Source organism: Mycobacterium sp. 1081908.1 (assembly GCF_001673535.1).
In the GTDB taxonomy this organism is placed as follows: Bacteria; Actinomycetota; Actinomycetes; order Mycobacteriales; family Mycobacteriaceae; genus Mycobacterium.
In genome coordinates, this window is record NZ_LZLY01000085.1 from 1 (window position 1) to 22,577 (window position 22,577).

Genomic DNA, 22,577 nt, shown 5'->3' on the forward strand with positions numbered 1-22,577 from the left:
CGCCGCGCGCCGCCGCGACAAGGCCCTGACCAGCCTGGGCGTCTCGGCGCTGATCCAGGGCCCCCACCTCGCCAGCGGGCTCAGCCGCCCCGGCCGCCAAGAGGACGGCATCGACACCGTGAGCGGAACCGTCAGGTTCGCCGGCACCGTCACGCGGTGGCGGCTCAGCACCTGCTGGAAGGAGGCGTCGTTGAGCATCGGGGCCACGTCGATCGCCCATTGGGCCGACCCGTCGGCGGTGAACAGGTAGCGATGTGCCGCCCGGTTCGCCCGGGCGAACAGCGGCGGGAACCCAGGCCCGGCGGTGAAGGCGGCGGCGACGTCGTGCACCTCCGAGCCATCCACAGGGTAACGCCCCCCGCCGTGCGCCGCGATCAGCGCCATGGCCCGGGTGGTGAGCTCGGCCGCCATGGCCGACTGCAGGCCGGGGTCGCCCGCCGCGCGCTGCGCCAGCGCGGCGTAGCCGTCCTCGCTGACGAGGTTGCGCTGCGCCCACGACGCCGGGATCGCGACGGCCAGGGCGAGCGTGGCGGTCAGCCACAGCACCAGGGTCGCGGCGAATCGCACGCCCTAGAACCTACTGAATCCCCCGCACGTAGGCGGCCTGCCCGAGGTGCTGGGCGCAGTCGTCGATGATGCTGACCAGCCGCGCGCTGGCCGTCACAGGCGGGTCCCAGTTGGTGTCGACGACGCGGGACAGCTCGTCGGCGGTCACGCTGGCGATGTATTCGAGGGTCAGCTTGTGCACCGCGTGGTAGTAGCCGGCGAGCAGGTCGGCCGGCGCCTTGACCTTCGCCACCTCGTCGGGGCCGTGCCCGTAGCCGGTGTCGTTGCGCGGCAGGTCCAGCCCGAACCGGTCCACCCAGCCGTCGCGGGTCCACACCTGCTCGACGCCGGCCACATGCGCCAGCTGAATGTCCTGCACCCGCGCGCTGTGCCAGATCAGCCAGGCGATGCTGTTGGCGTTCGGCGTCGGGCGGTAGTCGGACACCTCGTCGGTCAGCCCGTCGGCGAGCTCGTCGACGTGCTCGATCAACCGGGTGAACGCGTCGCGAAGCAGTTCCTGTGTGGCGGCGTCACTTTCAGCTCCCATAGAGCCGACCCTACGCGCCGTGCCAGACCGCCTCGACGTTGTTGCCGTCGGGATCGCGCACGAACGCGCCGAAATAGCCGGGGTGATATTCCGGCCACAGCCGCGGCTCGTGCAACGACTCGGCGCCCCGTTCCATGGCCGCCCGGTGGAACGCGCGCACCGCGTCTTCGCCGTCGGCCGCGAAGGCCACGTGCACCTCGCGGTTGGGGCCCATGCCGGTCCCGTCGGCGATCCAGAACGACGGCTTGCCGTCACGGCCGTATCCGATGGCCGGACCGACGTCCATCTGCCGCGAGAACCCCAGCACTCCCAGCACGTGGTCGTAGAAATCCTGCGATTTCGAATAATCGGCGCAATTGATTCCGAAGTGATCGATCACGGAAGAGATCCTGGCACGACGCACCGACGCGGTCGTAGATTGTTTGAATGACTTACGACCTGATCATCCGCAACGGCACCATCGTCGACGGGCTGGGCGGTGAGCCGTACGTCGGCGACGTGGCGGTGCGCGACGGGGTGATCGCGGCGGTCGGGTCCGTGAACGGCGACGGGGCGACGCGGGAGATCGACGCCACCGGCCTGCTGGTCACGCCCGGCTTCGTCGACCTGCACACCCACTACGACGGTCAGTCCATCTGGTCGGAGCGGCTGACGCCGTCGTCGGCGCACGGGGTCACCACGGTAGTGATGGGCAACTGCGGCGTCGGCTTCGCGCCGTGCCGCCGCGAGGACCACGACGTGCTCGTCGACGTGATGGCCGGGGTCGAGGACATCCCCGGCGTCGTCATGACCGACGGCCTGCCGTGGAACTGGGAGACCTTCCCCGAATACATGGACGCGCTGGACGCGGGCAAGCGCGACATCGACGTGGCCGCCTACCTGCCGCACTCCCCGCTGCGGGTGTACGTGATGGGTCAGCGCGGCGCGGACCGCGAGCCGGCCACCGCCGAGGACCTCGCCAGGATGCGGGCGCTGGCCAAGGAGGCGATCGAGGTCGGCGCGCTGGGCTTCGCGTCGTCGCGGCTGACGATCCACAAGACCGAAAGCGGTTCGCCCATACCGAGTTACGACGCCGCCCGCGAGGAGATCGAGGAGATCGCCAGGGGTGTGGTCGACGGCGGCGGCGGCCTGCTGCAGTTCGTGCCGGACATCCCGGCCGGCGGCTACCAGCCCGTGCTGCAGACGGTGTTCGACGTGGCCGAGGACGTCGGGCTGCCGGTCACGTTCACGCTGGTCGTCGCCAACGCGGGCGACCCGACGTGGCCGGACGCCATCACGATGATCGAGAAGGCCAACTCACGGGCGGCCGGCGAAGAGCCACAGGTGACCGCGCAGCTGCTGCCGCGCCCGATCGGGCTGATCATCGGGTTGCAACTGTCCGCCAACCCGTTCGTGCTCTACCCCAGCTACCGCGAGATCGCGCACCTGCCGCTGGCCGAGCGGGTCGCCGAGATGCGCAAGCCGGAGGTCCGCGCCCGCATCCTGGCCGACAAGCCCGGCGCCGGTCACCCGATCCTGTACGTGGCCCAGATGTGGGACTGGATCTTCCCGCTGGGCGACAGCCCCGACTACGAGCCCGACCCGTCGACGAGTGTCGGGGCCCGCGCCCGGGCCCGCGGGGTGGACCCGATGGAGGAGGCCTACGACCGGCTGCTCGACGATGACGGCCGGGCCATGCTGTTGGTCGCGACCAGCAACCTGCAGGGCAACTCGCTGGACACCGTCGGGGAGCTGCTGCACCGCGACGACGTGGTGCTGGGGCTCGGCGACGGCGGCGCGCATTACGGGATGATCTGCGACGCCAGCTACACGACGTACTTCCTGGCCCACTGGGCGCGCGATCGCAAGTCCGGCCGGTTCACCGTGCCGGAGGCCGTGCGGGAGCTGACGTCCGTGCCGGCCCGCGTCGCCGGGCTGGGCGATCGCGGCCGCATCGCCGTCGGCTACAAGGCCGACCTCAACGTCATCGACCACGGCGCGCTGCGGCTGCACAAGCCCGTGATTCGGCACGACCTACCCGCCGGGGGCCGAAGACTGGACCAGACCGCGGAAGGATATGTGACAACGATCGTTTCCGGTGAGATAATTGCCGAAAATGGCGTTCCGACCGCCGCGCGGCCAGGGAAGTTGGTCCGCGGCCGAAAGCCCATTCCGGTACCTGGTCGATAACGCCACGAAGGGCCCCCCATCCCGGTTAAGTTGGGTTAGTGACAAGCCCGCATTTTGCGTGGTTGCCGCCAGAAATCAACTCGGCACTTATCTTCGCCGGTCCCGGGGCGGCGCCGCTGCTCGCTGCGGCCGCCGCGTGGGACGGGTTGGCCGAGGATCTGGCGTCTTCGGCTTCGTCATTCTTCTCGGTGACAAACGATCTGGCCAACGGTTCGTGGCAGGGCGCGTCGGCGGCCGCGATGATGACCGTAGCAACGCAATATGTGAGCTGGCTCAGCGCGGCGGCGGCTCAGGCCGAGGCGGCATCGAGCCAGGCCGCGGCCATCGCGGCCGCGTTCGAGACGGCGGTGGCGGCCACCGTGCAGCCCGCGGTGGTCGCGGCCAACCGCTCCCTGGTTAAGGCCCTGGCGTCCACGAACTGGTTCGGATTCAACATCCCGGCGATCATGGACACCGAGGCCGCGTACGAGGCGATGTGGGCGGCCGACGTGGCCGCGATGTTCGGCTACCACGCCGACGCGACGGCGGCCGTCGCACAATTGGCGCCCTGGCAGCAGGTCCTGCAGAAGCTCGGTTTCAGCTTCGCCAACGGGCGAATGAGTTTCGGTCCGCTAACGATGGGCAATTCGAACATCGGTTTCGGAAACAACGGCAGCCTGAATGTCGGTTCCGGAAATTCGGGTAACAACAACTTCGGCCTCGGCAACCTCGGAAATAACAACTTTGGGTTCGGCAACAGCGGCAGCAACGACTTCGGAATCGGGCTGACCGGGAGCAACCAGATCGGCTTCGGCGGCTTCAACTCCGGTAGTGGCAACATCGGGTTGTTCAACTCGGGCACCGGCAACATCGGCTTTTTCAACTCCGGGAGCGGAAACCTCGGCATCGGGAACTCGGGCGTCTCGAATACCGGCTTCCTGAATTCGGGTTCGGTCAACGCCGGCATTTTGAACACCGGCACCGCCAACACCGGTTTCTTCCAGGGGGACGGGCTGAGCAGCGCGGAGGCGGTCAACTCCAGCCACTACATGACGGGCGGCGTCAGCGCGGCCAACCTCAGCTCCGGTCTGCTCAACTCGGTCACCGCCTCGACCGGCGGCCTGCCGGCCGCGGCCGGATCGAGCCTGCTCAGCAACGCCAGCTTCTCCGCGCCGGCCGACGCCTCCGCCATTGCCAGCGGCCTCGAAGCGGGCCACGCGAACTCCGCCGTCAGCGCCGCGGGTGGACCCACGCCCACCCCGCCGGCCCTGCGGACCACGACGGGCGCGCCTCCGGGGTTCTTCGCCGCCGGCAACGGCGACCCCGGCGTCCGGAGCCTGCCGCCCAGCCGCGAGTCGAACATCCCCAGCTCGGGCTTCTTCAACAAGGCCGAGCGCGGCCCCGACGCTCCCGACCCCGGGACCAGGGAGCCGCTGCTCACCGACTAGCGGCCTATCCTCGAAGCCATGCGCACGAAGAAGAAGGTCGACGTCAAGCGGCTGGCCGCGGCGCTGCCGGACTACCCGTTCGCCTACCTGATCACCGTCGGCGAGGACTATCGCGCGCACACCGTGACGGTCGAGCCGCGGCTGCGTGACGGCGCGGTCCTCGACATCGGCCTCATCGGCGGCCGCACGCGCACCAACCTGGCCCACCGCCGCGACGTCACCCTGCTGTGGCCCCCGCGCGAGCCCGGGGGGTACTCGCTGATCGTCGACGGCACCGCCGAGGTGAGCGAGTCGGCCGACGAGACGGTCCGCCTGGGCGTGGTGCCCGAGCGCGCGCTGCTGCACCGCGAGGCCGACTCCCCGTCGGTGGCCAAAGGCTGCCTGCACGACTGCGTGGTGTTCTCGCTGCCGGCCTGAGTTTCGGCGCGCCGAGTGTGGGCCCTAGGTACGAAAACTGCCTCGAATTCATCCATAGGCCCCACGCGCGCGCAGCTTGTCCTTCACGCGCCCCACGAGGGCGTCCGGTCGCGACAGCATCTCGGCACTGACTCTGACCACCGTCCACCCGGCCGCTTCCAGCAGGGCTATCCGCTCGATGTCCCACGACCGCTGGTATCGGTCCTCCCAATGCCGGATGCCGTCATACTCGACAGCAACCTTCCACTGCCGCCAGCCCATGTCGACGCGAATGCGCAGATTCGGGAACTCGATCTGCGTCTCCGGCTTGGGGAGTCCCGCGCCGACCAACAGCAGTCGTACCTTCGTCTCTTGCGGCGATTCGGCACCGCCGTCGGCCAACTCCAACGCGGTACGCAGTCGCCGGATGCCTTGTGTTCCCGGGTGCCGGTTGGCCAAAGCAACGACGTCCACGGGCTTGATACGCGTCGCATTGAGCAACGCGTCGAGGATCGGCACCGACGCGACAACGGCCATGCCGCGACCGATATCGAATGCTGTTCGGGCCGCGGTCGTTACGCGCATCCCTTCGACGGTGCATACCTCGTCGCTGGCCAGCTTGTAGCTGCGGACGACCATGCCTCGCTGACAGTGCCGATCCCCACGCAGGATCTCCGCGGGGGCGCGCACGTCTAGCCACTTTGTGCCATATACGGCGGCGGCGGACAGGCCGGCCAGCGTCGCGCCCGTGGACAGCCAGGCCGCGCGCGCTTTGACGGCTGCCGTCAGCTCAATGCCTTCCGCGACGTAGACATCGCGGAACACCGCCCGGTATCGGGTGCGCAATTGACTGCGGGTGACGGCACCGCTTGCCAGCGCTTCGCTGCCCAGAAATGGCCGCATGCTGGCATATTCGCGGCCCTTGCCGGCCTGCGCGTGCGTCGACTGTGGGTTCTGTGGATGAAAATCGATGTGCGGACGTACTTATCCCCCACACTCAAGGACACGAAAAAGCCCGCCCCCCAAAGGGAGCGGGCTTCTTCTGGTGCGGACTCAGAAGTCCATGCCGCCCATGCCGCCGGTCGGGTCGCCCGCGGGAGCGGCCGCCTTCTCCGGCTTGTCGGCCACGACGGCCTCGGTCGTCAGGAACAGCCCCGCGATGGATGCCGCGTTCTGCAGCGCCGAACGGGTCACCTTCACCGGGTCGGCAACGCCGGCCTTGAGCAGGTCCTCGTACTCACCGGTGGCGGCGTTGAGCCCGGTACCGGCCTTCGAGTTGCGGACCTTCTCGGCGACAACGCCGGGCTCCAGCCCGGAGTTGAAGGCGATCTGCTTCAGCGGAGCCTCCAGCGCAACCTTGACGATGTTGGCACCGGTGGCCTCGTCGCCCTTGAGCTGAAGCTCGTCCAGGGCCGGAGCCGACTGCAGCAGGGCCACGCCGCCACCGGCGACGATGCCCTCCTCGACGGCCGCCTTGGCGTTGCGGACCGCGTCCTCGATGCGGTGCTTGCGCTCCTTGAGCTCCACCTCGGTGGCGGCTCCGGCCTTGATCACCGCAACACCGCCGGCCAGCTTGGCCAGGCGCTCCTGCAGCTTCTCGCGGTCGTAGTCGGAGTCGCTGTTCTCGATCTCGGTGCGGATCTGGGCCACCCGGCCGGCGATGGCGTCCGGGTCACCGGCGCCCTCGACGATGGTGGTCTCGTCCTTGGTGATGACCACCTTGCGGGCCTTGCCCAGCAGCGAGATGTCGGCGGTCTCGAGCGACAGGCCGACCTCTTCGCTGATGACCTGACCACCGGTGAGGATGGCCATGTCCTGCAGCATCGCCTTGCGGCGGTCACCGAAGCCGGGGGCCTTGACGGCCACCGACTTGAAGGTGCCGCGGATCTTGTTGACGACCAGGGTGCTCAAAGCCTCGCCCTCGACGTCCTCGGCGATGATCAGCAGCGGCTTACCGCCCTGGATGACCTTCTCCAGCAGCGGCAGCAGGTCCTTGACGGTAGACACCTTGGAGCTGACCAGCAGGATGTAGGGGTCCTCCAGGACCGCTTCCTGACGCTCGGCGTCGGTGACGAAGTAGCCCGAGATGTAGCCCTTGTCGAACCGCATGCCCTCGGTGAGCTCGAGCTGCAGGCCGAAGGTGTTGGACTCCTCGACGGTGATGACGCCCTCGTTGCCGACCTTGTCCATCGCCTCGGCGATCAGGTCGCCGATCGACTGGTCGCCGGCGGAGATGGCCGCGGTGGCCGCGATCTGCTCCTTGGTCTCGACGTCCTTGGCCGACTTCAGCAGGGTCTCGGTGATCTTCTCGACGGCCTTCTCGATGCCGCGCTTGAGGCCCAGCGGGTTGGCGCCCGCTGCGACGTTACGCAGGCCCTCCTTCACCAGCGCCTGGGCCAGCACCGTGGCCGTCGTCGTGCCGTCACCGGCGACGTCGTCGGTCTTCTTGGCGACTTCCTTGACCAGCTCGGCGCCGATCTTCTCGTACGGGTCCTCCAGCTCGATCTCCTTGGCGATGGACACACCATCGTTGGTGATCGTGGGGGCACCCCACTTCTTCTCCAGGACGACGTTGCGGCCCTTGGGGCCCAACGTCACCTTTACCGCGTCGGCAAGGCTGTTCAGGCCCCGCTCGAGGCCGCGACGGGCCTCTTCGTCGTACGCAATTGTCTTGGCCATTGCGAAGTGATTCCTCCGGATTTATGGGGTGACACTCAGGGCGACCGCTTGTCGAGTCGCCCCATTTACGCTGTGGCCGGGTGCAGTGCCCGCGACGGACGACCAAGCTGGTCTCACCGTCCCGACCTAGCACTCGCCGGTCGCGAGTGCCAACGTCATTCTTAGCACTCGCCTATGCCGAGTGCAAGAACGGCCCGGGGTTATCGCTGCGCGCGTAAACCGTCGACGACGACGTCGGTCACCCGCTCGGCCAGCGCCGAGTTATAGGCCTCCATCGCCTGGCATCCGACCAGGATCGTCTTCACCTCGCGCACACCGAGGTCGGCCCGCGCGGTTCCCGCCCGCTGCGCGGCCCGCAGCAGCTCGTCGAGCACGGCCAGGAACGCGTCCTCGGCGTCGGGCGCCGCGCTGGCGATGTCGATGCCCCATCCGGCCAGCGCGTCGACCAGCCCGCGGTCGGCCGCGCCCCATTGCAGCACCATCGAGCGCAGGAAGACGAAGAGCGCCTCCGCCGGCCCCTCGGACTCCAGCAGCGCGCGCCCGTCGTCGACGAGGCGCTGCATCCGGTCCTCGATGACGGCCTGAAACAGCGCCTCCTTGGTGGGGAAGTGCCGGTAGACGGTGCCGGCGCCGACGCCGGCGCGCCGGGCGATCTCGTCGATCGGCACCGACAGGCCCTCGGCCGCGAACGTCTCGTAGGCGACGTCGAGCACGCGCGCGCGGTTGCGCGCCGCGTCGGCCCGCAACGGCCGTGCGGGTTGCGCCAACTGTTCACCACCTCGAGGTTGACAAAACGGGGCGTGCGTTCCGTATAGTCTGGAGGCAACCGGAGCGCTCGCCCCGTTTACCTTACTAGCGTAGGAGCTTCCCCATGGCCAAGTGGACCGCCGCGGACATTCCCGACCAGACCGGTCGCGTCGCCGTCATCACGGGGGCCAACACCGGCCTCGGCTACGAGACCGCCCTGGCGCTGGCCGAGCACGGCGCCCACGTCGTGCTGGCGGTGCGCAACCTCGACAAGGGCAAGGACGCCGCCGCGCGCATCACGGCCAGCAGCCCGCACGCCGACGTGGCGCTGCAGGAGCTGGACCTGACGTCGCTGGAGTCCGTCCGCGCCGCGGCCGAGCAGCTGCGCTCCGCCCACGACCGCATCGACCTGCTGATCAACAACGCCGGGGTGATGTACACCCCGAAGGAAACCACCGCGGACGGCTTCGAGATGCAGTTCGGCACCAACCACCTCGGCCACTTTGCGCTCACCGGCCTGCTGCTGGACCGGCTGCTGCCCGTCGCCGGCTCCCGGGTCGTGACCGTCAGCAGCATGGGCCATCGCATCCTCGCCGACATCCACTTCGACGACCTGCAGTGGGAGCGCCGCTACAACCGCGTGGCGGCGTACGGACAGGCCAAGCTGGCCAACCTGCTGTTCACCTACGAGCTGCAGCGCCGGCTCGCCGCGCATGGCACGACGATCGCCGCCGCCGCCCACCCCGGCGGGTCGAACACCGAGCTCGGCCGCTACACGCCCACGGCGTTCCGGCCGCTCGTCAACGTGTTCTTCAACGTGATTGCGCAGGACGCGGCCATGGGCGCGCTCCCGACGCTGCGCGCCGCGACCGACCCCGGCGTGCTTGGCGGCCAGTACTACGGCCCCGACGGGTTCGCCGAAACCCGCGGCTACCCGAAAATCGTTGCGTCCAGCCGGAAGTCGCACGACGCCGAGTTGCAGCGGCGATTGTGGGAGGTCTCGGAGCAGCTCACCGGGGTGGTCTACCGGTTCGACTAAGGGGGTAACACTGGAGGCATGTCCCTCGTCGTGCCCCCGTACCCGCCGCCGCGCTACACCGAGGACGAACCGGAGATCAGCGCCTGGCTCAAGCGCGCCGACGAACCCCCCGACTACGAGACGTTCGGGACCAAGTACCACTACCTGGCCAACCAGCAGGCCACCGACGGTGACTACGGCCTGTACCGGGTCGACATCGCGCCGGCCGGCGGCGGGCCGCCGGCGCACTATCACCGGGCGATGTCCGAGGCGTTCTTCGTCCTGTCCGGGACGATGAAGCTGTTCGACGGCAACGAGTGGCTCGACGGCCACCAGGGCGACTTCCTCTACGTCCCGCCCGGCGGCGTCCACGGTTTCCGCAACGAGGCGGACGCGCCGGCATCGGTGCTGATGTTGTTCGCGCCCGGCGCCCCGCGCGAGGCCTACTTCGAGGGCTTCGCGGCGCTGGCCGACATGAGCGACGACGAACGCCGAGAGTGGTTCATCCGCCACGACAACTATTGGGTGCAGTAGCCGGGTTAATGCTGGGCGAACATTCGGTGTTGGGCCACGATGACCGGCCGGGGTGCGACGTAGGGTTTGGCCGTGCAGGCCAAGAAACCGCAGTCGAAGCGGGAAGCGGCGTGGGCGCGGACCAAAATCGAGATGGCGCGCAGCGCCCCGATCCGGGCCGCGGAGCGGGTCAAGCGGGTGAGGCAGGGCAGCCGGCCGCCGGCGCCAAGCGCCTTGGCGCAGGCCGGAACCGGGGCGCCGGCCCGGCACCGGGGCGAGCGAGGCGTGCGGATTCACCGCCACCGGGTCGAACCGGCCGCTAACCGGCGAATCGGTAGTCGCCGTCGACCAGCCCGCGGGTCCGCTCGAAGAACGTCCGGCCGCTGTAGGGCAATTGGGTGACGACCTTGCCGCTGGGGTGCCGGAAGTAGTTGGTGCACGCGAGCCAGACCTTGCCCGCCATGGCGGCCTGGAGCTCGTCGTTGTAGCGGCGCTGCGCCGCGGCCGTGACCTCGATCGTGCGCGCGCCGCGATCGCCCATGACATCGAGGATGTGGCGAACGAACGTCGTCTGCGCCTCGTGGATGTACAGGATCGAGTTGACGCCGTTGGTGTTCGGGCCGTACAGCGTGAAGAAGTTCGGATACCCGGCGACGAGCGTGCCGAGGTAGGCCTCCGCGCCCCCGCTCCACTCGTCGCGCAGGTGGCGCCCGCCGGTCCCGTACACGTCGATGCTCGCCAGGTAGTCGGCGGCCTTGAAGCCGGTGCCGTAGATGACGGTGTCGACGCGGTGCTCGACGCCGTCGACGGTGCGCACGCCGCGTTCGGTCAGCTCGGCGATGGCAGTCGTCTCCAGGCTCACGTTGGGCAGGGCGAACGTCGGGTACCAGTCGCGCGACATCAGCGGCCGCTTGCAGCCGACGGGGTAGTCCGGCGTCAGCTTCGCCCGCAGCTCGGGATCGGCGACCTTGCGCATCAAGTAGCTGCGGGCCAGCTCGGTCGCCTCGCGCGTCTGCGCGGCGTCCACGTCGAAGTCGGATGACTCGTAGGCGTCGAAGGCCTCGTCGCGCAGCTTGCGCGCCGTCTCGGGGTGCCGCTCGAACTCGGCGTGCTGCTCGGGCGTGAACGGGAAGTCGAACCGTGGCGCGATCCAGATCGGGGTCCGCTGAAACACGGTGAGGTGCGCGGTCTCTCGCGCGATCGCGGGCACGTACTGGACGGCGCTGGCGCCGGTGCCGATGGACGCGACCCGCTCCCCGGCCGTCGGCTTGCTGTGATCCCAACGCGCCGAATGGAATTGGCGTCCCCGGAATCGCCGCGCGCCGGGAATGTCGGGGACGTGCGGCACGTCGAGCATCCCGACGGCGCTCACCACGACGTCGAAGTGGTGCTCGGCGCCGTCGTCGGTGCCAAGCGTCCAGCGCCGCTCGGCATCCGACCAGCGCACCGTGGTGATCGCGGTGTGCGGCCGCAGATGCGACGCCAGCCGGTGGTCAGCGGCGACCTTCTCGAGGTAGGCCAGGATCTCGGGCTGGTTGGCGTAGGTCTTGCTCCAGCGCGGGTTGGGCGCGAACGAATACGAGTACAGGTGCGAGGGCACGTCGCAGGCCGCGCCCGGAAACGTGTTGTGCCGCCAGGTCCCGCCGAAGCCGTCGGCCCGGTCGAAGATCGTGAAGTCGTAGCCGCCGTCGGCCAGCTGGATGCCCATCGCGATGCCGCCGGCACCCGCGCCGATGATCCCGACGCGCGGCTTCAGCCCCATTGCGCGAAGTACGGTCGCTCGGGCCGGCTTTTCTCCACCAGGATGAACACCACGCCGAAGGGGTCGACGAACCAGGTGGTGCGCACGTTCGCGACGTCGGCGATGCCGCCGACCAGGAAGCGCACCCCCTTGCCCTCGAGTTCGGCGCGGGTGGCGTCGAGGTCCTCGCAGATCAGCCCGACATGCGAGAGCCCGGTGTCGGTCAGGGCGCGGCCGGCACCGTCCGAGCCGTCGACGTTGAGGTATTCGATCACCTCGAGCACCCGGTCGCCGTCGCCGGGGAACCCGACGATGGCCGCCTTCATGGTCGGGTCGGAAACCAGCTCACCCATGTCCTCGCGAATGGCATTACCGCTCATGACGTACGGCGGCGAGAGCACACGCAGGCCCAATACCTCCCGGTAGAACGCCACCGCGGCCTCGCAGTCGGGTACGCACACCCCGGCGTGGGCCAACCCGGTAATCACGTTCTCAACCTTACGTCCGCGAGCCGTTTTTTTGGGCCTTGGATAATGGCCGGGTGCGGTCAGTCGAAGAGCATCAGCGAGTCGTTGCGGAGATGATCCGCCCCCGCCCGGCGGTCCCGGTCGCGCTGGCCGAGGCCCAGGGCCTGGTGTTGGCCGACGACGTGGTCGCGTCGCTGGCGCTGCCGGTCTTCGACAACTCCGCGATGGACGGATACGCGGTGCGCGCCGAGGACGTCGCGGGCGCCACGCCCGAGCGCCCGGTGGTGCTGGAGGTCGCCGAGGACATTCCGGCCGGGCGCGTCGACGAGCTGGCGCTGCAGCCGAAAACCGCGCACCGCATCATGACGGGGGCGCCCCTGCCGGCCGGGGCGACGGGCGTGGTGCCGGTCGAGGACACCGACGGCGGCGTCGACTCGGTGGCGATCCGGGCGCCGCGCGCCGAGGGCGCCCACATCCGGCGGGCCGGCGAGGACGTCGCGCCCGGCACCACCGTGCTGCGCAAGGGCCAGGTGGTCACGCCCGCGGTGCTCGGCCTGGCGTCGGCGCTGGGCCTGGCGGAGCTGAAAGTCATTCCGCGCCAACGGGTCCTGGTGATGTCGACCGGGTCGGAGCTGGTGGCGCCGGGGGCGCCGCTGCGGCCGGGGCAGATCTACGAGTCCAACTCGATCATGCTGGCCGGCGCGGTTCGCGAGGCCGGCGCCGAGGTGATCGCCGTCGCGACCGCCGAAGACGATGTCGCACAGTTCAGTTCGATCCTCGATCGGCACGCGGCCGACTGCGACCTGATCATCACCAGCGGCGGCGTCAGCGCCGGCGCGTATGAGGTCGTCAAGGACGCGTTCGGGCGCGACGGCGACCAGGGTGTGGAGTTCGTCAAGGTGGCGATGCAGCCGGGGATGCCGCAGGGCATCGGGCGCGTGGCCGGCGCGACGATCGTGACGCTGCCGGGCAATCCGGTCAGCGCGCTGGTGTCCTTCGAGGTCTTCATCCGTCCCGCGCTGCGCCGGGCCATGAGCCTGCCCGACCCGGACCGGCCGCACCGGCCCGCGGTCCTGGCCGAGTCGCTGACCTCGCCGCGGGGCAAACGCCAGTTCCGGCGGGCGATCCTCGACCGGGAGGCGGGCAGCGTCACCAGCTACGGGCCGCCGGCCTCACACCATTTGCGGTGGCTGGCGTCGGCGAACGGGCTGCTGGACATCCCCGAGGACGTCGTCGAGGTGTCCGCGGGAACCGAGCTTCAGGTCTGGGATCTGAGTTAGCCCCCGGGCTCCGTAAGATGGCCGCGTGGCAAGACGCCCCCGCACCGTCGGCCCGACCGCCGAGGACCCGGCCTTCAGCCCCCAGCACGCCCTCGAGTTGGTGCGCTCCGCCATTCCGCCGGTTCACCCGGCCGGGCGCCCGTTCATCGCCGCCGGCCTGGGCGCGGCCCTGGTCGGCCGCAACCACCGCTGGCTGCGCCGGGCGGGTCTGCTGGCCGCCGGCGCCTGCGCGGCGTTCTTCCGCCATCCCCCGCGGGTGCCGCCCTCCCGGCCCGGCGCCGTCGTCGCCCCCGCCGACGGCGAGGTCTGCGTGATCGACGCGGCGGCCCCGCCGGCCGAGCTCGGCATGGGCGACGCGCCGCTGCCGCGGGTCAGCATCTTCCTGTCGCTGCTGGACGCCCACGTGCAGCGGGCGCCGGTGAGCGGCGAGGTGATCGCCGTGCAGCACCGGCCGGGCCGGTTCGGGTCGGCCGACCTGGCCGCGGCGAGCACCGAGAACGAACGCACCAGCCTGCGGATCCGGACGGACCGCGGCGCCGACGTGGTGGCGGTGCAGATCGCGGGGCTGCTGGCGCGCCGCATCGTCTGCGACGCCCGCGTCGGCGACAAGCTGTCGATCGGCGACACCTACGGGCTGATCCGGTTCGGATCCCGCCTGGACACCTACCTCCCGCCCGGGACGGAACCGCTGGTCAAGGTCGGACAGCGCGCCGTCGGCGGCGAGACCGTCCTGGCCGAACTGCCATGACCGACAAGCGCCGCGACAGGCGAACCGCAAGCCTGCAACTTTTGCCCAGCGCGATGACCGTGCTGTCCATCTGCGCGGGCATGACGTCGATCAAGTTCGCCCTCGACGGCAAGCCGATACCCGCGATGGCGCTGATCGCCGCGGCGGCGATCCTGGACGCGCTGGACGGACGGGTGGCCCGCATCTTGGGCGCCCAGTCGCGGCTCGGCGCCGAGATCGACTCCCTGGCCGACGCGGTGAACTTCGGGGTGACACCCGCCCTGGTGGTCTACGTGATGCTGCTGTCGAAGTGGCCGGTCGGCTGGGCGGTGGTGCTGCTGTACGCGGTGTGCGTCGTGCTGCGGCTGGCCCGGTACAACGCGCAGCAGGACGACGAAACCCAGCTCGCCTACCAGCATGAGTTCTTCGTCGGGATGCCCGCGCCGGCGGGCGCGGTCTCCATGATCGGCACGATCGCCCTCAAGCTGCAGTTCGGCGAGGGCTGGTGGACGTCGGTGTGGTTCCTCGCGGTCTGGATCACCGGGACATCGATGCTGATGGTCAGCGCGATCCCGATGAAGAAGCTGCACACCGTGGCGATTCCGCCGAACTGGGCGGTTCCCCTACTGGCGGTGCTCGCGGCCGTCGCGGCGGCCGCGGTGTTGCAGCCCTACATCCTGATCTGGGTGATCATCATCGCCTACCTGTGCCACGTGCCGTTCGCGGTGCGCACCAAGAGCTGGCTGGCCAAGCACCCCGAGGTGTGGGACGACAAGCCCAAGCAGCGCCGCGCCGTGCGGCGCGCGGACCGCCGGGCGCAGCCGAACCGCCGGTCGATGACGCGGCTGGGGCTGCGGAAGCCGGGCGGGCGCCTGCGATGATGCCGGGCGGCCAGGCCGGTCAGCTCACCCTCACCGCCAGGCTGAACACCTCCGCGGTCGACTCCCGGCGCGGCGTGGTGCGCATACACCCGAATGCCGTTGCGGCCCTTGGTATCCGGGAGTGGGACGCGGTCTCGCTGACCGGGTCGCGGACGACCGCGGCCGTCGTCGGCCTGGCCGGCCCGGACACCCCGGTCGGCATCGCGTTGCTCGACGACGTGACGCTGTCCAACGCCGGGCTGCGCGAGGGCACCGCGGTGATCGTCGGCGCGGTCACCGTCTACGGCGCGCGGTCGGTGACGCTGTCCGGCTCGTCGATGGCGGCCGCCTCGATCACGCCGGTCACCCTGCGGCAGGCGTTGCTGGGCAAGGTGATGACCGTCGGCGACGCCGTGTCGCTGCTGCCGCGCGACCTGGGCCCCGGGACCTCGACGTCCGAAGCCACCCGGGCGCTGGCCTCCTCGGTGGGGATCAGCTGGACGTCGGAACTGTTGACCGTCACCGACGTCGACCCGGCGGGGCCGGTCAGCGTGCAGCCGAACTCGTTGGTCAGCTGGGGCACCGGCGTCCCGGCCGGCCTGGGCGACTCGCCGCACGAACAGCTGAGCACCGGCACCCCGGAGATCCTCGTCGAGGAACTCAAGGGCTCGCAGCCGCAGGCCGCCAAGCTCGCCGAATGGCTCAAGCTCTCGCTCGACGAGCCGCACCTGCTCACGAGCCTGGGCGCCGGCACCAACCTCGGTGTGCTGGTGTCGGGCCCGGCCGGCGTGGGCAAGGTGACGCTGGTGCGGGCGGTGTGCGACGGCCGCAGGCGGGTCGAACTCGACGGCCCCGAGGTCGGCGCGCTGGCCGCCGACGACCGGCTGAAAACCGTTGCCGCGGCGGTGAAGAAGGTTCGCGACGCGGGCGGCGTCCTGCTGATCGCTGACGTCGACGCGCTGCTGCCGGCCACCGCAGAGCCGGTGGCCGCCCTGATCCTGGGCGAGCTGCGCGCCGCCGTCGCCACCGGCGGCGTCGCGTTGATCGCCACCTCCGCACATCCCGACCAGCTCGACGCCCGGCTGCGCGCCCCCGACCTGTGCGACCGGGAGCTGGGCCTGCCGCTGCCCGACGCCGCCACCCGCAAGGCGCTGCTGGAGGCGCTGCTCAAACCGGTGCCCACCGGCGATCTCGACCTCGACGAGATCGCCGGGCGCACACCGGGTTTCGTCGTCGCAGACCTCGCCGCGCTGATGCGTGAGGCCGCGCTGCGGGCGGCCTCGCGGGCCAGCGCGGACGGGCAACCGCCGAAGCTGCACCAGGACGACCTCGTCGGCGCGCTGACCGTCATCCGGCCGCTGTCCCGCTCGGCCAGCGAGGAGCTGACCGTCGGCAACGTGACGCTCGACGACGTCGGCGACATGGCCGAGGCCCGCCAGGCCCTGACCGAGGCGGTGCTGTGGCCGCTGCGGCATCCCGACACCTTCGCCCGGCTCGGCGTGGATCCCCCGCGCGGCGTGCTGCTGTACGGCCCGCCCGGCTGCGGCAAGACGTTCATCGTCCGCGCCCTGGCCAGCACCGGGCAGCTGTCCGTGCACGCGGTCAAGGGCTCCGAGCTGATGGACAAGTGGGTGGGCAGCTCGGAAAAGGCGGTGCGCGAACTGTTTCGGCGGGCCCGCGATTCGGCGCCGTCGCTGGTGTTCCTCGACGAGGTGGACGCGCTGGCGCCCCGGCGCGGGCAGAGCTTCGACTCCGGCGTCACCGACCGGGTGGTGGCCGCGCTGCTGACCGAGCTCGACGGCATCGACCCGCTGCGCGACGTCGTGGTGCTGGGCGCCACCAACCGGCCCGACCTCATCGACCCCGCGCTGCTGCGCCCGGGCCGGCTGGAGCGGTTGGTGTTCGTCGAACCGCCCGACGCCGCCGCCCGCGGCGAAATCCTGCGCACCGCGGGCAAATCCATCCCGCTGAGCGACGACGTCGACCTCGACGAGGTTGCCGCCTCGCTCGAGGGCTACAGCGCCGCCGACTGCGTCGCGCTGCTGCGGGAGGCCGCGCTGACCGCGATGCGGCGATCCATCGACGCCTCCGACGTGACGGCCGCCGACATCGACGCCGCCCGCAAGACCGTGCGCCCGTCGCTGGACCCCGCGCAGGTGGAGTCCTTACGCGCGTTCGGCAAGTCGCTCTAGGTGGCTCTCTAGCACCGCCCGCGCCGACGCCGCGACATCGGCCTCGAGCCAGGCCGGCATCGGCTCGTCGTGCGCGTGGCGACGGACGACGGCATACGGCAGGTCGGACACGGCGCGCGCGACGGCGTCGACCGATCGCCGATCGCGCTTTCCGTACAGCTGCTTCGCCAGGACCGAAACCCGTTCGGTCAGGGGCGCGTTCATCGCGGCGAGCGTGTCCCGGAAGGTCGTGTCGGGCTCGCCGTCGAGCAGGTCGGTCGGCCGGATGCTCAACAACAGCCGGGCGTCCGCGGGGAGCTCGCGGGCGAAGCCGACGGCGGCAACGGCCATCGCCACCGCGGTGTCGAGGGCCGCGTCGGCCTCGGCGGCCATCGCCCGCGCCTGGAAGCGTCCGAGCGCCCGCAGCCACGCCGCCGTCAGGATGCCGTCGCGGTTGCCGAACCGGTGGTACAACGTGCCCGCGGGCGCGCCGCTCGCCTCCGAGATCGCCGCCACGCTCGCCGCCCGCGGTCCCCCGTCGAGCACCAGCGCGCGGGCTGCGTCGAGGATCACATCGGTTTCGTGCTTCCGCGGTGGCGCCATGATCTAGTACATTCCTTCTATATGGAACGATTACCCTATATCGATGAGCATGCCATAACTGTGAGCGCGAATCGCGACGACACGTGGGCGGCGCTGCTGCGGGTGATGTGCCGGGACCCGCGCGACCCGTCGACCGTGCCGCCGGGTTTCGTCCTGGACCAGGCGCGGCGACCGGAGCGGTTCGCGCTCAAGGGCCGCCACCCGTTCGCGGTCTACCGGTGGGCGTTCGAGTTGGATGACTTAGCGCCCGGCACCCGGGTGCGCTCCGCAACCTGGGCGGCCTTCCCGGGTATCCACGGCAAGATCTATCGGGCCCTCGTCATCGGCACCGGCGCACACCGCCTCGCGGTGCGATGGACGCTGAAACGCGTGGCGGCGACGGCGCTCGAGGCTGATTACGCGGACGTCTTCGAAGTCCCGATCCAGCCCGGTGATTCGCGCACCGCCGAACAGGCGCTCCGCGACGCGGTGGGGGATGAACCGGGCGGAGGCGGAGGCCTCGTGTTGTGGATCCACCGCCACGTGCTGAGGTTTCATCTCGGCCCGTATTCCTCGCCCGATCACATAATCGGCTGGCCCATAACGCGTTCGGATCGCGACGAGATCGTGCTGACGGCGCGCGGCCCGCTGATGAACGGCCAGTTGACACTGCGACGCCGGAACGGTCGCGCAACGCTCGTCACCCGCCTGCATTACCGTAACAAGATCGCCGCCCGAACGGTCTGGGCCGCGATCGGACCACTGCATCGGATCGTGGCGCCGAGGCTGATGGAGCACACCGCTCACACGGGCCTCACCCGGGCGCCCCGATGCTGAAAGGCCTTGCGGCAGTGCCTCCGTCGGAACGAGCGGCGCCCCTGCCCTGCGACGCGCTCCGTCCCCACGCCGGCGTCCGGGCGGACCGCGCGATCGTCATCGCCGCACCTTCCTCCGTCGTCTTCTCGTGGTTGTGCCAGCTGCGCGTCGCGCCCTACAGCTACGACATCCTCGACAACCTCGGCCGCCGCAGTCCGCGCGAACGCGACCCCGAATTGGTTAACCTGCGGGTCGGGCAGCGGTTCATGATGATCTTCACACTGCACTCGTTCGTCGACGGTGAGCAGATCACGTTGCGGTCCAAGGGCGTAGCCGTCACGTACCGCGTCCGGCCCGAGGGCAGCGGGTCTCGGCTTCACGCGCGAGTGCTCTTCCCCGGGCCGCGGCCGATCGCCCGTGTCCTCGCGCTCGGTGACCTCGTGATGATGCGAAAACAGTTGCTGACGTTGAAGTCACTCGCGGAGCGCGAAGCCGCGGCCGCCATCGCCTGAACCGTTTAGCCCGTTCATTCGTCCGAGCTGATGTAACCCGGTTGGCTACTAACCAGCGTCCGACAATCACCGAGCAGAGCAGGACCGGTTTCGTGAAGTTCCCTGATGTCGCCCCGACGACGCGGGTCATGACGGTGGCGATCATGGTCTCGATGGTCGTGTTCCTCGACGGCACCGTCGTGAACCTGGCATTGCCGGCCACGCAGCGCGACATCGGCGGGGGCATGTGCACCCAACAGTGGGTCGTCGACGGCTACCTGCTCGCCGTGGCGGCCATGGTCCTGCCCGGCGGCGCCATCTCCGACCTGTTCGGCCGGATACCGGTGATGCGCTTCGGGCTGGCGGCCTTCGGGGTGGGCTCGGCGCTGGCGGCCACCGCGGGCACCCCATCGGTGCTGATCACCGGGCGCCTCGTGCAGGGGCTGGGCGGCGCATTCCTGGTGCCCGGCTCGCTGGCCCTGATCAACTCGACGTTCGAGCCCGGTGGCCGGGCCGCCGCGATCGGATCCTGGACGGCGTGGACCGGCACCGCGTTCGCGGTCGGACCGCTGCTGGGCGGGCTGGCCGTGGACTTTCTGGGCTGGCGCTGGATCTACGTCTTGTCGGCGGTCCCCATCGCCGTCGGTTTTGCGTTGACGTTCTGGCTGCGGGGGATTCCCGGCCCCTCCGGCCGCGTCCGGCTCGACATCGTCGGCGCCGCGCTGTCGGCGGTCGGGCTGGCCGCCACGGTCTACGCGCTGATCGAACAGGGCCGGCGGGGCTGGGCCGACTCGCTGGTCAGGGCGGCGTTGGCGGTGGGCATCGCGGCGCTGTTCGCGTTCGTGGCATGGCAGCGCCGCGCGCCCCACCCGATGGTGCCACTGAGCCTGTTCGCCGCGCGCAACTTCGCCGGGGCCAACCTCGTCACCGCGTTCGTCTACGGCGGCATCACGATGGGCTCGTTGGCGATCGCGCTGTACCTGCAAGAGGTGGCGGGGTATTCGGCCACCGCCTCGGGCCTGATCACGCTGCCCAGCCCGATCATGTCGCTGCTGTTCGCCCGCGGCGTCGGCGGCCTGGCCGCCTGGATCGGACCGCGCGTCTTCCTGATCGCGGGTCCCGCGCTGGCCGGGTTCGGGCTGCTGCTCATCCGCCCCACCGCGCACGGGCTGCACGCCGTCACCGACGTGTTGCCGGGCCGGATCGTGCTGGCCGTCGGCATGGTCCTTGCCGTCACCCCCCTGACGGTGGTCAATCTGGCGGCCGTCAAGTCCGCGCACAGCGGCATCGCCGCCGCGATCCAGAACGCGACCGGGCGCACCTCCGCGCTGATCGCGGTGGCCTGCGTGGGGGTGATCACCGCCAACCGGCTCACGGATGCCAGCTTTGCCCGGCTCATCGTGGTCAGCGCGGCGCTGTTCTTCGTCGGCGCCGCCGTCGGCGGCCTCGCCATAAAGAACGCGCCGGCGCCCGCCGAGCCCGTCGCCGAGATCCCGTTGGAGCTCAACCCGGCGCGCTGACGCTACTGTCATCGAGCATGACCGAACGTCGCACCGCCCTGCAGGTCGTCGAGGGAATCGACCTGTCCGGCAAGACATGTGTGATCACCGGTGCGTCGTCCGGGCTGGGCCGCGAGTCCGCACGCGCGCTCGCCTCCGCCGGCGCGCACGTCGTCCTGGCCGCCCGCAATCCCGACGCCCTGGCGCAGACGGCCCGGTGGGTGACGGCCGAGGTGCCCGGCGCCCGGGCCTCGACGGTGGCGCTCGACCTCACGGCGCTGGCCGGCGTCCGCGCCGCGGCGGGCGCGATCCGCGACGTCGCGCCGGCGATAGACGTGTTGATGAACAACGCCGGTGTCATGTTCACGCCGTTCGGCCGGACCGCCGACGGCTTCGAAACGCAGATCGGCACAAACCATTTCGGGCACTTCGAACTCACCAGGCTGCTCGTCCCGCAGCTGGCGGCCGCCCGGCAGGCCCGCATCGTCACCCTGTCCTCCGGCGGCCACGTCATGGGCGACGTCGACTTCGACGACCCCAACTGGGAGAGCCGACGGTACGACAAGTTCGTCGCGTACGGCGCGTCCAAGACGGCGAACATCCTGCACGCGGTGGAAGCGGACCGGCGGCTGCGCGGCTCGGGCATCCGCGCCTTCGCCGTCCATCCGGGCACGGTGGCCACCTCCCTGGCGCGCTACATGTCCCGCACGGACTTCTCCGAGCTGCGCAAGATGGTGGCCGCCCGCGCCGCAGCCCGCGGCGAGCCGTCGGACGGCGGGCTGGATCGCGCCACGCCCGAGCAGGGCGCGGCCACCCAGGTGTGGGCCGCGGTCAGCCCGGAGCTGGCCGAGAAGGGCGCGCTGTACCTGGAAGACTGCCGGGTCAGCGACGCGGTCGCGCCCTACGCGAGCGACGAACAGCGCGCCGCGGACTGGTGGCTGCTGTCCGAAAAGTTGTGCGACAGGGCGTGAATCACGGCATTCGCGTGTGAATCCAGGCATTCGCGTGTGAACGTAGGGCGGGATATTCGCCGAATTTTCGCCCTGGATGCACAAACAAGTACACCGATGCACACCCGACGCTCAGGGCTCCGGCAGGTCCGTCCAGTCGGCCGAGAGCCGTGAGCTGAACCGCGGCGCGCGGCGGTCCAGGAACGCGGTGACCCCCTCGCGGGCGTCCGCGGTGCCCATCACGCGGTGGTGCAGCTGAGTTTCCAGCGACGCCACCTGTCGCGGGGTGTAGTTGTGGATGGCGCTGTCCCACAGCAGTCGCTTGCACAACGCCGCGGACATCGGCGCCACGTGGGCCGCGATGTCGCGGGCCATCTCCACCGCGTGGTCGAGCACCCGCTCGGCCGGCAGCGCCCGGTTCGCGATGCCGAGCGCCACCGCCTCGGCACCCGTGAAGGTGCGGCCCGTGAGCAGCACCTCGGCGGCCACCCCCAGCGTGGCCAGATGCGCCAGCGTCCAGTGCGACATGCAGTCGGGTATCACTCCCCGGCGCACTTGCACCACACCATATTTGGCGTCCTCGGCGACCACGCGGATGTCGGCCTGCAGGGCGATCGTCAGGCCGATCCCGATCGCGTGACCGTTGAGCGCGGCGATCACCGGCTTGCGCAACTCGAAGGCGGCCGGGTCGATCGGCGACGCCGAGAACGCGCCGGCGTCCGCCGGGGCGTCGAACGGCGAGATGTTGCCCGAGAAATCCGCGCCGACGCAAAAGGCGCTGCCCGCACCGGTCACCACGATGGCGCGGACGTCGTCGTCGCCGTCGCAGTCGCGGTACGCCCCGCTCAGCAGCCCGCCCATTTCGGCGGTATAGGCGTTGAGATGGTCGGGGCGATTCAGCGTCAGCACGGCCACGCCCGCGTCGATGTCGATCGTCACGTCGGCGCTCAT

The 22,577-nt window shown here is 70.3% G+C and carries 22 protein-coding genes and 1 pseudogene; 13 read left to right on the forward strand and 10 right to left on the reverse strand.

Translation table 11 applies throughout. From position 1 onward, the window contains the following. From A5655_RS11730 to A5655_RS11740, 3 genes and pseudogenes are all read right to left on the reverse strand, one after another. Window positions 1-567, reverse strand: a pseudogene (locus A5655_RS11730) (hypothetical protein); the annotation flags it as partial. A 10-nt stretch (window positions 568-577) separates the two neighbouring features. After that, window positions 578-1,093, reverse strand: a complete 516-nt coding sequence (locus tag A5655_RS11735; RefSeq protein WP_067009963.1) for a mycothiol transferase — start codon at window positions 1,091-1,093, stop codon at window positions 578-580. A 10-nt stretch (window positions 1,094-1,103) separates the two neighbouring features. Next, window positions 1,104-1,472 carry a VOC family protein gene (locus A5655_RS11740; protein WP_067009964.1) on the reverse strand — a complete coding sequence of 123 codons (369 nt, stop codon included), beginning with the start codon at window positions 1,470-1,472 and terminating at the stop codon, window positions 1,104-1,106. Window positions 1,473-1,519: 47 nt separating this feature from the next. Between A5655_RS11740 and A5655_RS11745 the strand changes: the two genes are divergently transcribed. The 3 genes from A5655_RS11745 to A5655_RS11755 are packed head-to-tail and all read left to right on the forward strand — an operon-like array spanning window position 1,520 to window position 5,106. After that, on the forward strand, window positions 1,520-3,262 hold the full coding sequence (locus tag A5655_RS11745) for an amidohydrolase family protein (protein ID WP_067009967.1): 1,743 nt from the start codon (window positions 1,520-1,522) through the stop codon (window positions 3,260-3,262). Window positions 3,263-3,300: 38 nt separating this feature from the next. Next, window positions 3,301-4,689, forward strand: coding sequence for a PPE family protein (locus tag A5655_RS11750; protein WP_067009970.1), 1,389 nt, complete (start codon window positions 3,301-3,303; stop codon window positions 4,687-4,689). A gap of 18 nt (window positions 4,690-4,707) precedes the next feature. Continuing rightward, window positions 4,708-5,106 carry a hypothetical protein gene (locus A5655_RS11755; RefSeq protein ID WP_067009973.1) on the forward strand — a complete coding sequence of 133 codons (399 nt, stop codon included), beginning with the start codon at window positions 4,708-4,710 and terminating at the stop codon, window positions 5,104-5,106. Between the two features lie 48 nt (window positions 5,107-5,154). Here A5655_RS11755 and A5655_RS11760 read toward each other — a convergent pair whose 3' ends face one another. The 3 genes from A5655_RS11760 to A5655_RS11770 all read right to left on the reverse strand — a co-directional run bounded on the left by A5655_RS11760 (window position 5,155) and on the right by A5655_RS11770 (window position 8,531). Further along, the gene (locus tag A5655_RS11760; RefSeq protein WP_067009976.1) at window positions 5,155-5,988 is read right to left on the reverse strand and encodes a DUF559 domain-containing protein; all 834 of its coding nucleotides are present in this window, start codon (window positions 5,986-5,988) and stop codon (window positions 5,155-5,157) included. Between the two features lie 150 nt (window positions 5,989-6,138). Continuing rightward, entirely contained in the window at window positions 6,139-7,764 is a 1,626-nt protein-coding gene (gene groL, locus A5655_RS11765; protein ID WP_067009979.1) for a chaperonin GroEL, read from the reverse strand. A gap of 200 nt (window positions 7,765-7,964) precedes the next feature. Beyond that, window positions 7,965-8,531: a TetR/AcrR family transcriptional regulator gene (locus tag A5655_RS11770; protein WP_067009981.1), complete on the reverse strand. Its 567-nt coding sequence runs from the start codon at window positions 8,529-8,531 to the stop codon at window positions 7,965-7,967. A gap of 104 nt (window positions 8,532-8,635) precedes the next feature. On the opposite strand from A5655_RS11770, the gene A5655_RS11775 reads away from it, so the two are divergent. Together A5655_RS11775 and A5655_RS11780 are read left to right on the forward strand one after the other, a co-directional pair. Next, a complete protein-coding gene (locus tag A5655_RS11775) occupies window positions 8,636-9,550 on the forward strand; it encodes an SDR family NAD(P)-dependent oxidoreductase (protein ID WP_067009983.1) in 915 nt (304 codons plus the stop codon). Window positions 9,551-9,568: 18 nt separating this feature from the next. Next, window positions 9,569-10,063: a cupin domain-containing protein gene (locus tag A5655_RS11780; RefSeq protein ID WP_067009986.1), complete on the forward strand. Its 495-nt coding sequence runs from the start codon at window positions 9,569-9,571 to the stop codon at window positions 10,061-10,063. A gap of 298 nt (window positions 10,064-10,361) precedes the next feature. Here the strand turns inward: A5655_RS11780 and A5655_RS11785 are convergent, their stop codons facing one another. Further along, window positions 10,362-11,804 carry an NAD(P)/FAD-dependent oxidoreductase gene (locus A5655_RS11785; RefSeq protein ID WP_067009989.1) on the reverse strand — a complete coding sequence of 481 codons (1,443 nt, stop codon included), beginning with the start codon at window positions 11,802-11,804 and terminating at the stop codon, window positions 10,362-10,364. Beyond that, window positions 11,795-12,271 carry a VOC family protein gene (locus A5655_RS11790; protein WP_067009992.1) on the reverse strand — a complete coding sequence of 159 codons (477 nt, stop codon included), beginning with the start codon at window positions 12,269-12,271 and terminating at the stop codon, window positions 11,795-11,797. The genes A5655_RS11785 and A5655_RS11790 overlap by 10 nt, the downstream gene beginning before the upstream one ends. A gap of 53 nt (window positions 12,272-12,324) precedes the next feature. Between A5655_RS11790 and glp the strand changes: the two genes are divergently transcribed. Genes glp through A5655_RS11810 form a run of 4 tightly spaced genes read left to right on the forward strand, consistent with a single transcriptional unit; the run spans window position 12,325 to window position 17,309 of the window. Continuing rightward, entirely contained in the window at window positions 12,325-13,530 is a 1,206-nt protein-coding gene (glp, locus tag A5655_RS11795; RefSeq protein ID WP_067009997.1) for a gephyrin-like molybdotransferase Glp, read from the forward strand. A gap of 25 nt (window positions 13,531-13,555) precedes the next feature. Further along, window positions 13,556-14,278 carry a phosphatidylserine decarboxylase gene (locus tag A5655_RS11800; protein WP_082978613.1) on the forward strand — a complete coding sequence of 241 codons (723 nt, stop codon included), beginning with the start codon at window positions 13,556-13,558 and terminating at the stop codon, window positions 14,276-14,278. Further along, on the forward strand, window positions 14,275-15,138 hold the full coding sequence (gene pssA, locus A5655_RS11805; RefSeq protein ID WP_067009999.1) for a CDP-diacylglycerol--serine O-phosphatidyltransferase: 864 nt from the start codon (window positions 14,275-14,277) through the stop codon (window positions 15,136-15,138). Before A5655_RS11800 ends, pssA begins: the two co-directional genes overlap by 4 nt. Continuing rightward, window positions 15,135-17,309, forward strand: coding sequence for an AAA family ATPase (locus tag A5655_RS11810; protein ID WP_067010002.1), 2,175 nt, complete (start codon window positions 15,135-15,137; stop codon window positions 17,307-17,309). The genes pssA and A5655_RS11810 overlap by 4 nt, the downstream gene beginning before the upstream one ends. On the opposite strand, the gene A5655_RS11815 is transcribed toward A5655_RS11810, so the two are convergent. Continuing rightward, entirely contained in the window at window positions 17,283-17,891 is a 609-nt protein-coding gene (locus A5655_RS11815) for a helix-turn-helix domain-containing protein (protein ID WP_067010005.1), read from the reverse strand. The genes A5655_RS11810 and A5655_RS11815 overlap by 27 nt on opposite strands. A 21-nt stretch (window positions 17,892-17,912) precedes the next feature. Here A5655_RS11815 and A5655_RS11820 point away from each other — a divergent pair, with 21 nt between their 5' ends. The 4 genes from A5655_RS11820 to A5655_RS11835 all read left to right on the forward strand — a co-directional run bounded on the left by A5655_RS11820 (window position 17,913) and on the right by A5655_RS11835 (window position 21,647). After that, window positions 17,913-18,707, forward strand: a complete 795-nt coding sequence (locus tag A5655_RS11820) for a DUF2867 domain-containing protein (protein WP_067010008.1) — start codon at window positions 17,913-17,915, stop codon at window positions 18,705-18,707. A gap of 14 nt (window positions 18,708-18,721) precedes the next feature. After that, entirely contained in the window at window positions 18,722-19,198 is a 477-nt protein-coding gene (locus A5655_RS11825; protein ID WP_231999140.1) for a hypothetical protein, read from the forward strand. A gap of 92 nt (window positions 19,199-19,290) precedes the next feature. After that, window positions 19,291-20,697, forward strand: coding sequence for an MFS transporter (locus A5655_RS11830; RefSeq protein ID WP_231999141.1), 1,407 nt, complete (start codon window positions 19,291-19,293; stop codon window positions 20,695-20,697). A 17-nt stretch (window positions 20,698-20,714) separates the two neighbouring features. Further along, complete coding sequence (locus tag A5655_RS11835) at window positions 20,715-21,647, forward strand: SDR family NAD(P)-dependent oxidoreductase (protein ID WP_067010017.1); 933 nt, start codon at window positions 20,715-20,717, stop codon at window positions 21,645-21,647. A gap of 111 nt (window positions 21,648-21,758) precedes the next feature. Here the strand turns inward: A5655_RS11835 and A5655_RS11840 are convergent, their stop codons facing one another. Continuing rightward, entirely contained in the window at window positions 21,759-22,577 is an 819-nt protein-coding gene (locus A5655_RS11840) for an enoyl-CoA hydratase-related protein (RefSeq protein WP_067010020.1), read from the reverse strand.

What these genes read in the sequence shown, in the direction of transcription:
- A5655_RS11735 (WP_067009963.1), bottom strand. Translation starts at nt 1,093, where the DNA reads ATGGGAGCTGAAAGTGACGCCGCCACACAGGAACTGCTTCGCGACGCG.
- A5655_RS11745 (WP_067009967.1), top strand. Translation starts at nt 1,520, where the DNA reads ATGACTTACGACCTGATCATCCGCAACGGCACCATCGTCGACGGGCTG.
- A5655_RS11755 (WP_067009973.1), top strand. Translation starts at nt 4,708, where the DNA reads ATGCGCACGAAGAAGAAGGTCGACGTCAAGCGGCTGGCCGCGGCGCTG.
- A5655_RS11760 (WP_067009976.1), bottom strand. Translation starts at nt 5,988, where the DNA reads ATGCGGCCATTTCTGGGCAGCGAAGCGCTGGCAAGCGGTGCCGTCACC.
- groL (WP_067009979.1), bottom strand. Translation starts at nt 7,764, where the DNA reads ATGGCCAAGACAATTGCGTACGACGAAGAGGCCCGTCGCGGCCTCGAG.
- A5655_RS11775 (WP_067009983.1), top strand. Translation starts at nt 8,636, where the DNA reads ATGGCCAAGTGGACCGCCGCGGACATTCCCGACCAGACCGGTCGCGTC.
- A5655_RS11780 (WP_067009986.1), top strand. Translation starts at nt 9,569, where the DNA reads ATGTCCCTCGTCGTGCCCCCGTACCCGCCGCCGCGCTACACCGAGGAC.
- A5655_RS11785 (WP_067009989.1), bottom strand. Translation starts at nt 11,804, where the DNA reads ATGGGGCTGAAGCCGCGCGTCGGGATCATCGGCGCGGGTGCCGGCGGC.
- pssA (WP_067009999.1), top strand. Translation starts at nt 14,275, where the DNA reads ATGACCGACAAGCGCCGCGACAGGCGAACCGCAAGCCTGCAACTTTTG.
- A5655_RS11810 (WP_067010002.1), top strand. Translation starts at nt 15,135, where the DNA reads ATGATGCCGGGCGGCCAGGCCGGTCAGCTCACCCTCACCGCCAGGCTG.
- A5655_RS11815 (WP_067010005.1), bottom strand. Translation starts at nt 17,891, where the DNA reads ATGGCGCCACCGCGGAAGCACGAAACCGATGTGATCCTCGACGCAGCC.
- A5655_RS11820 (WP_067010008.1), top strand. Translation starts at nt 17,913, where the DNA reads ATGGAACGATTACCCTATATCGATGAGCATGCCATAACTGTGAGCGCG.
- A5655_RS11835 (WP_067010017.1), top strand. Translation starts at nt 20,715, where the DNA reads ATGACCGAACGTCGCACCGCCCTGCAGGTCGTCGAGGGAATCGACCTG.
- A5655_RS11840 (WP_067010020.1), bottom strand. Translation starts at nt 22,577, where the DNA reads ATGAGCGCCGACGTGACGATCGACATCGACGCGGGCGTGGCCGTGCTG.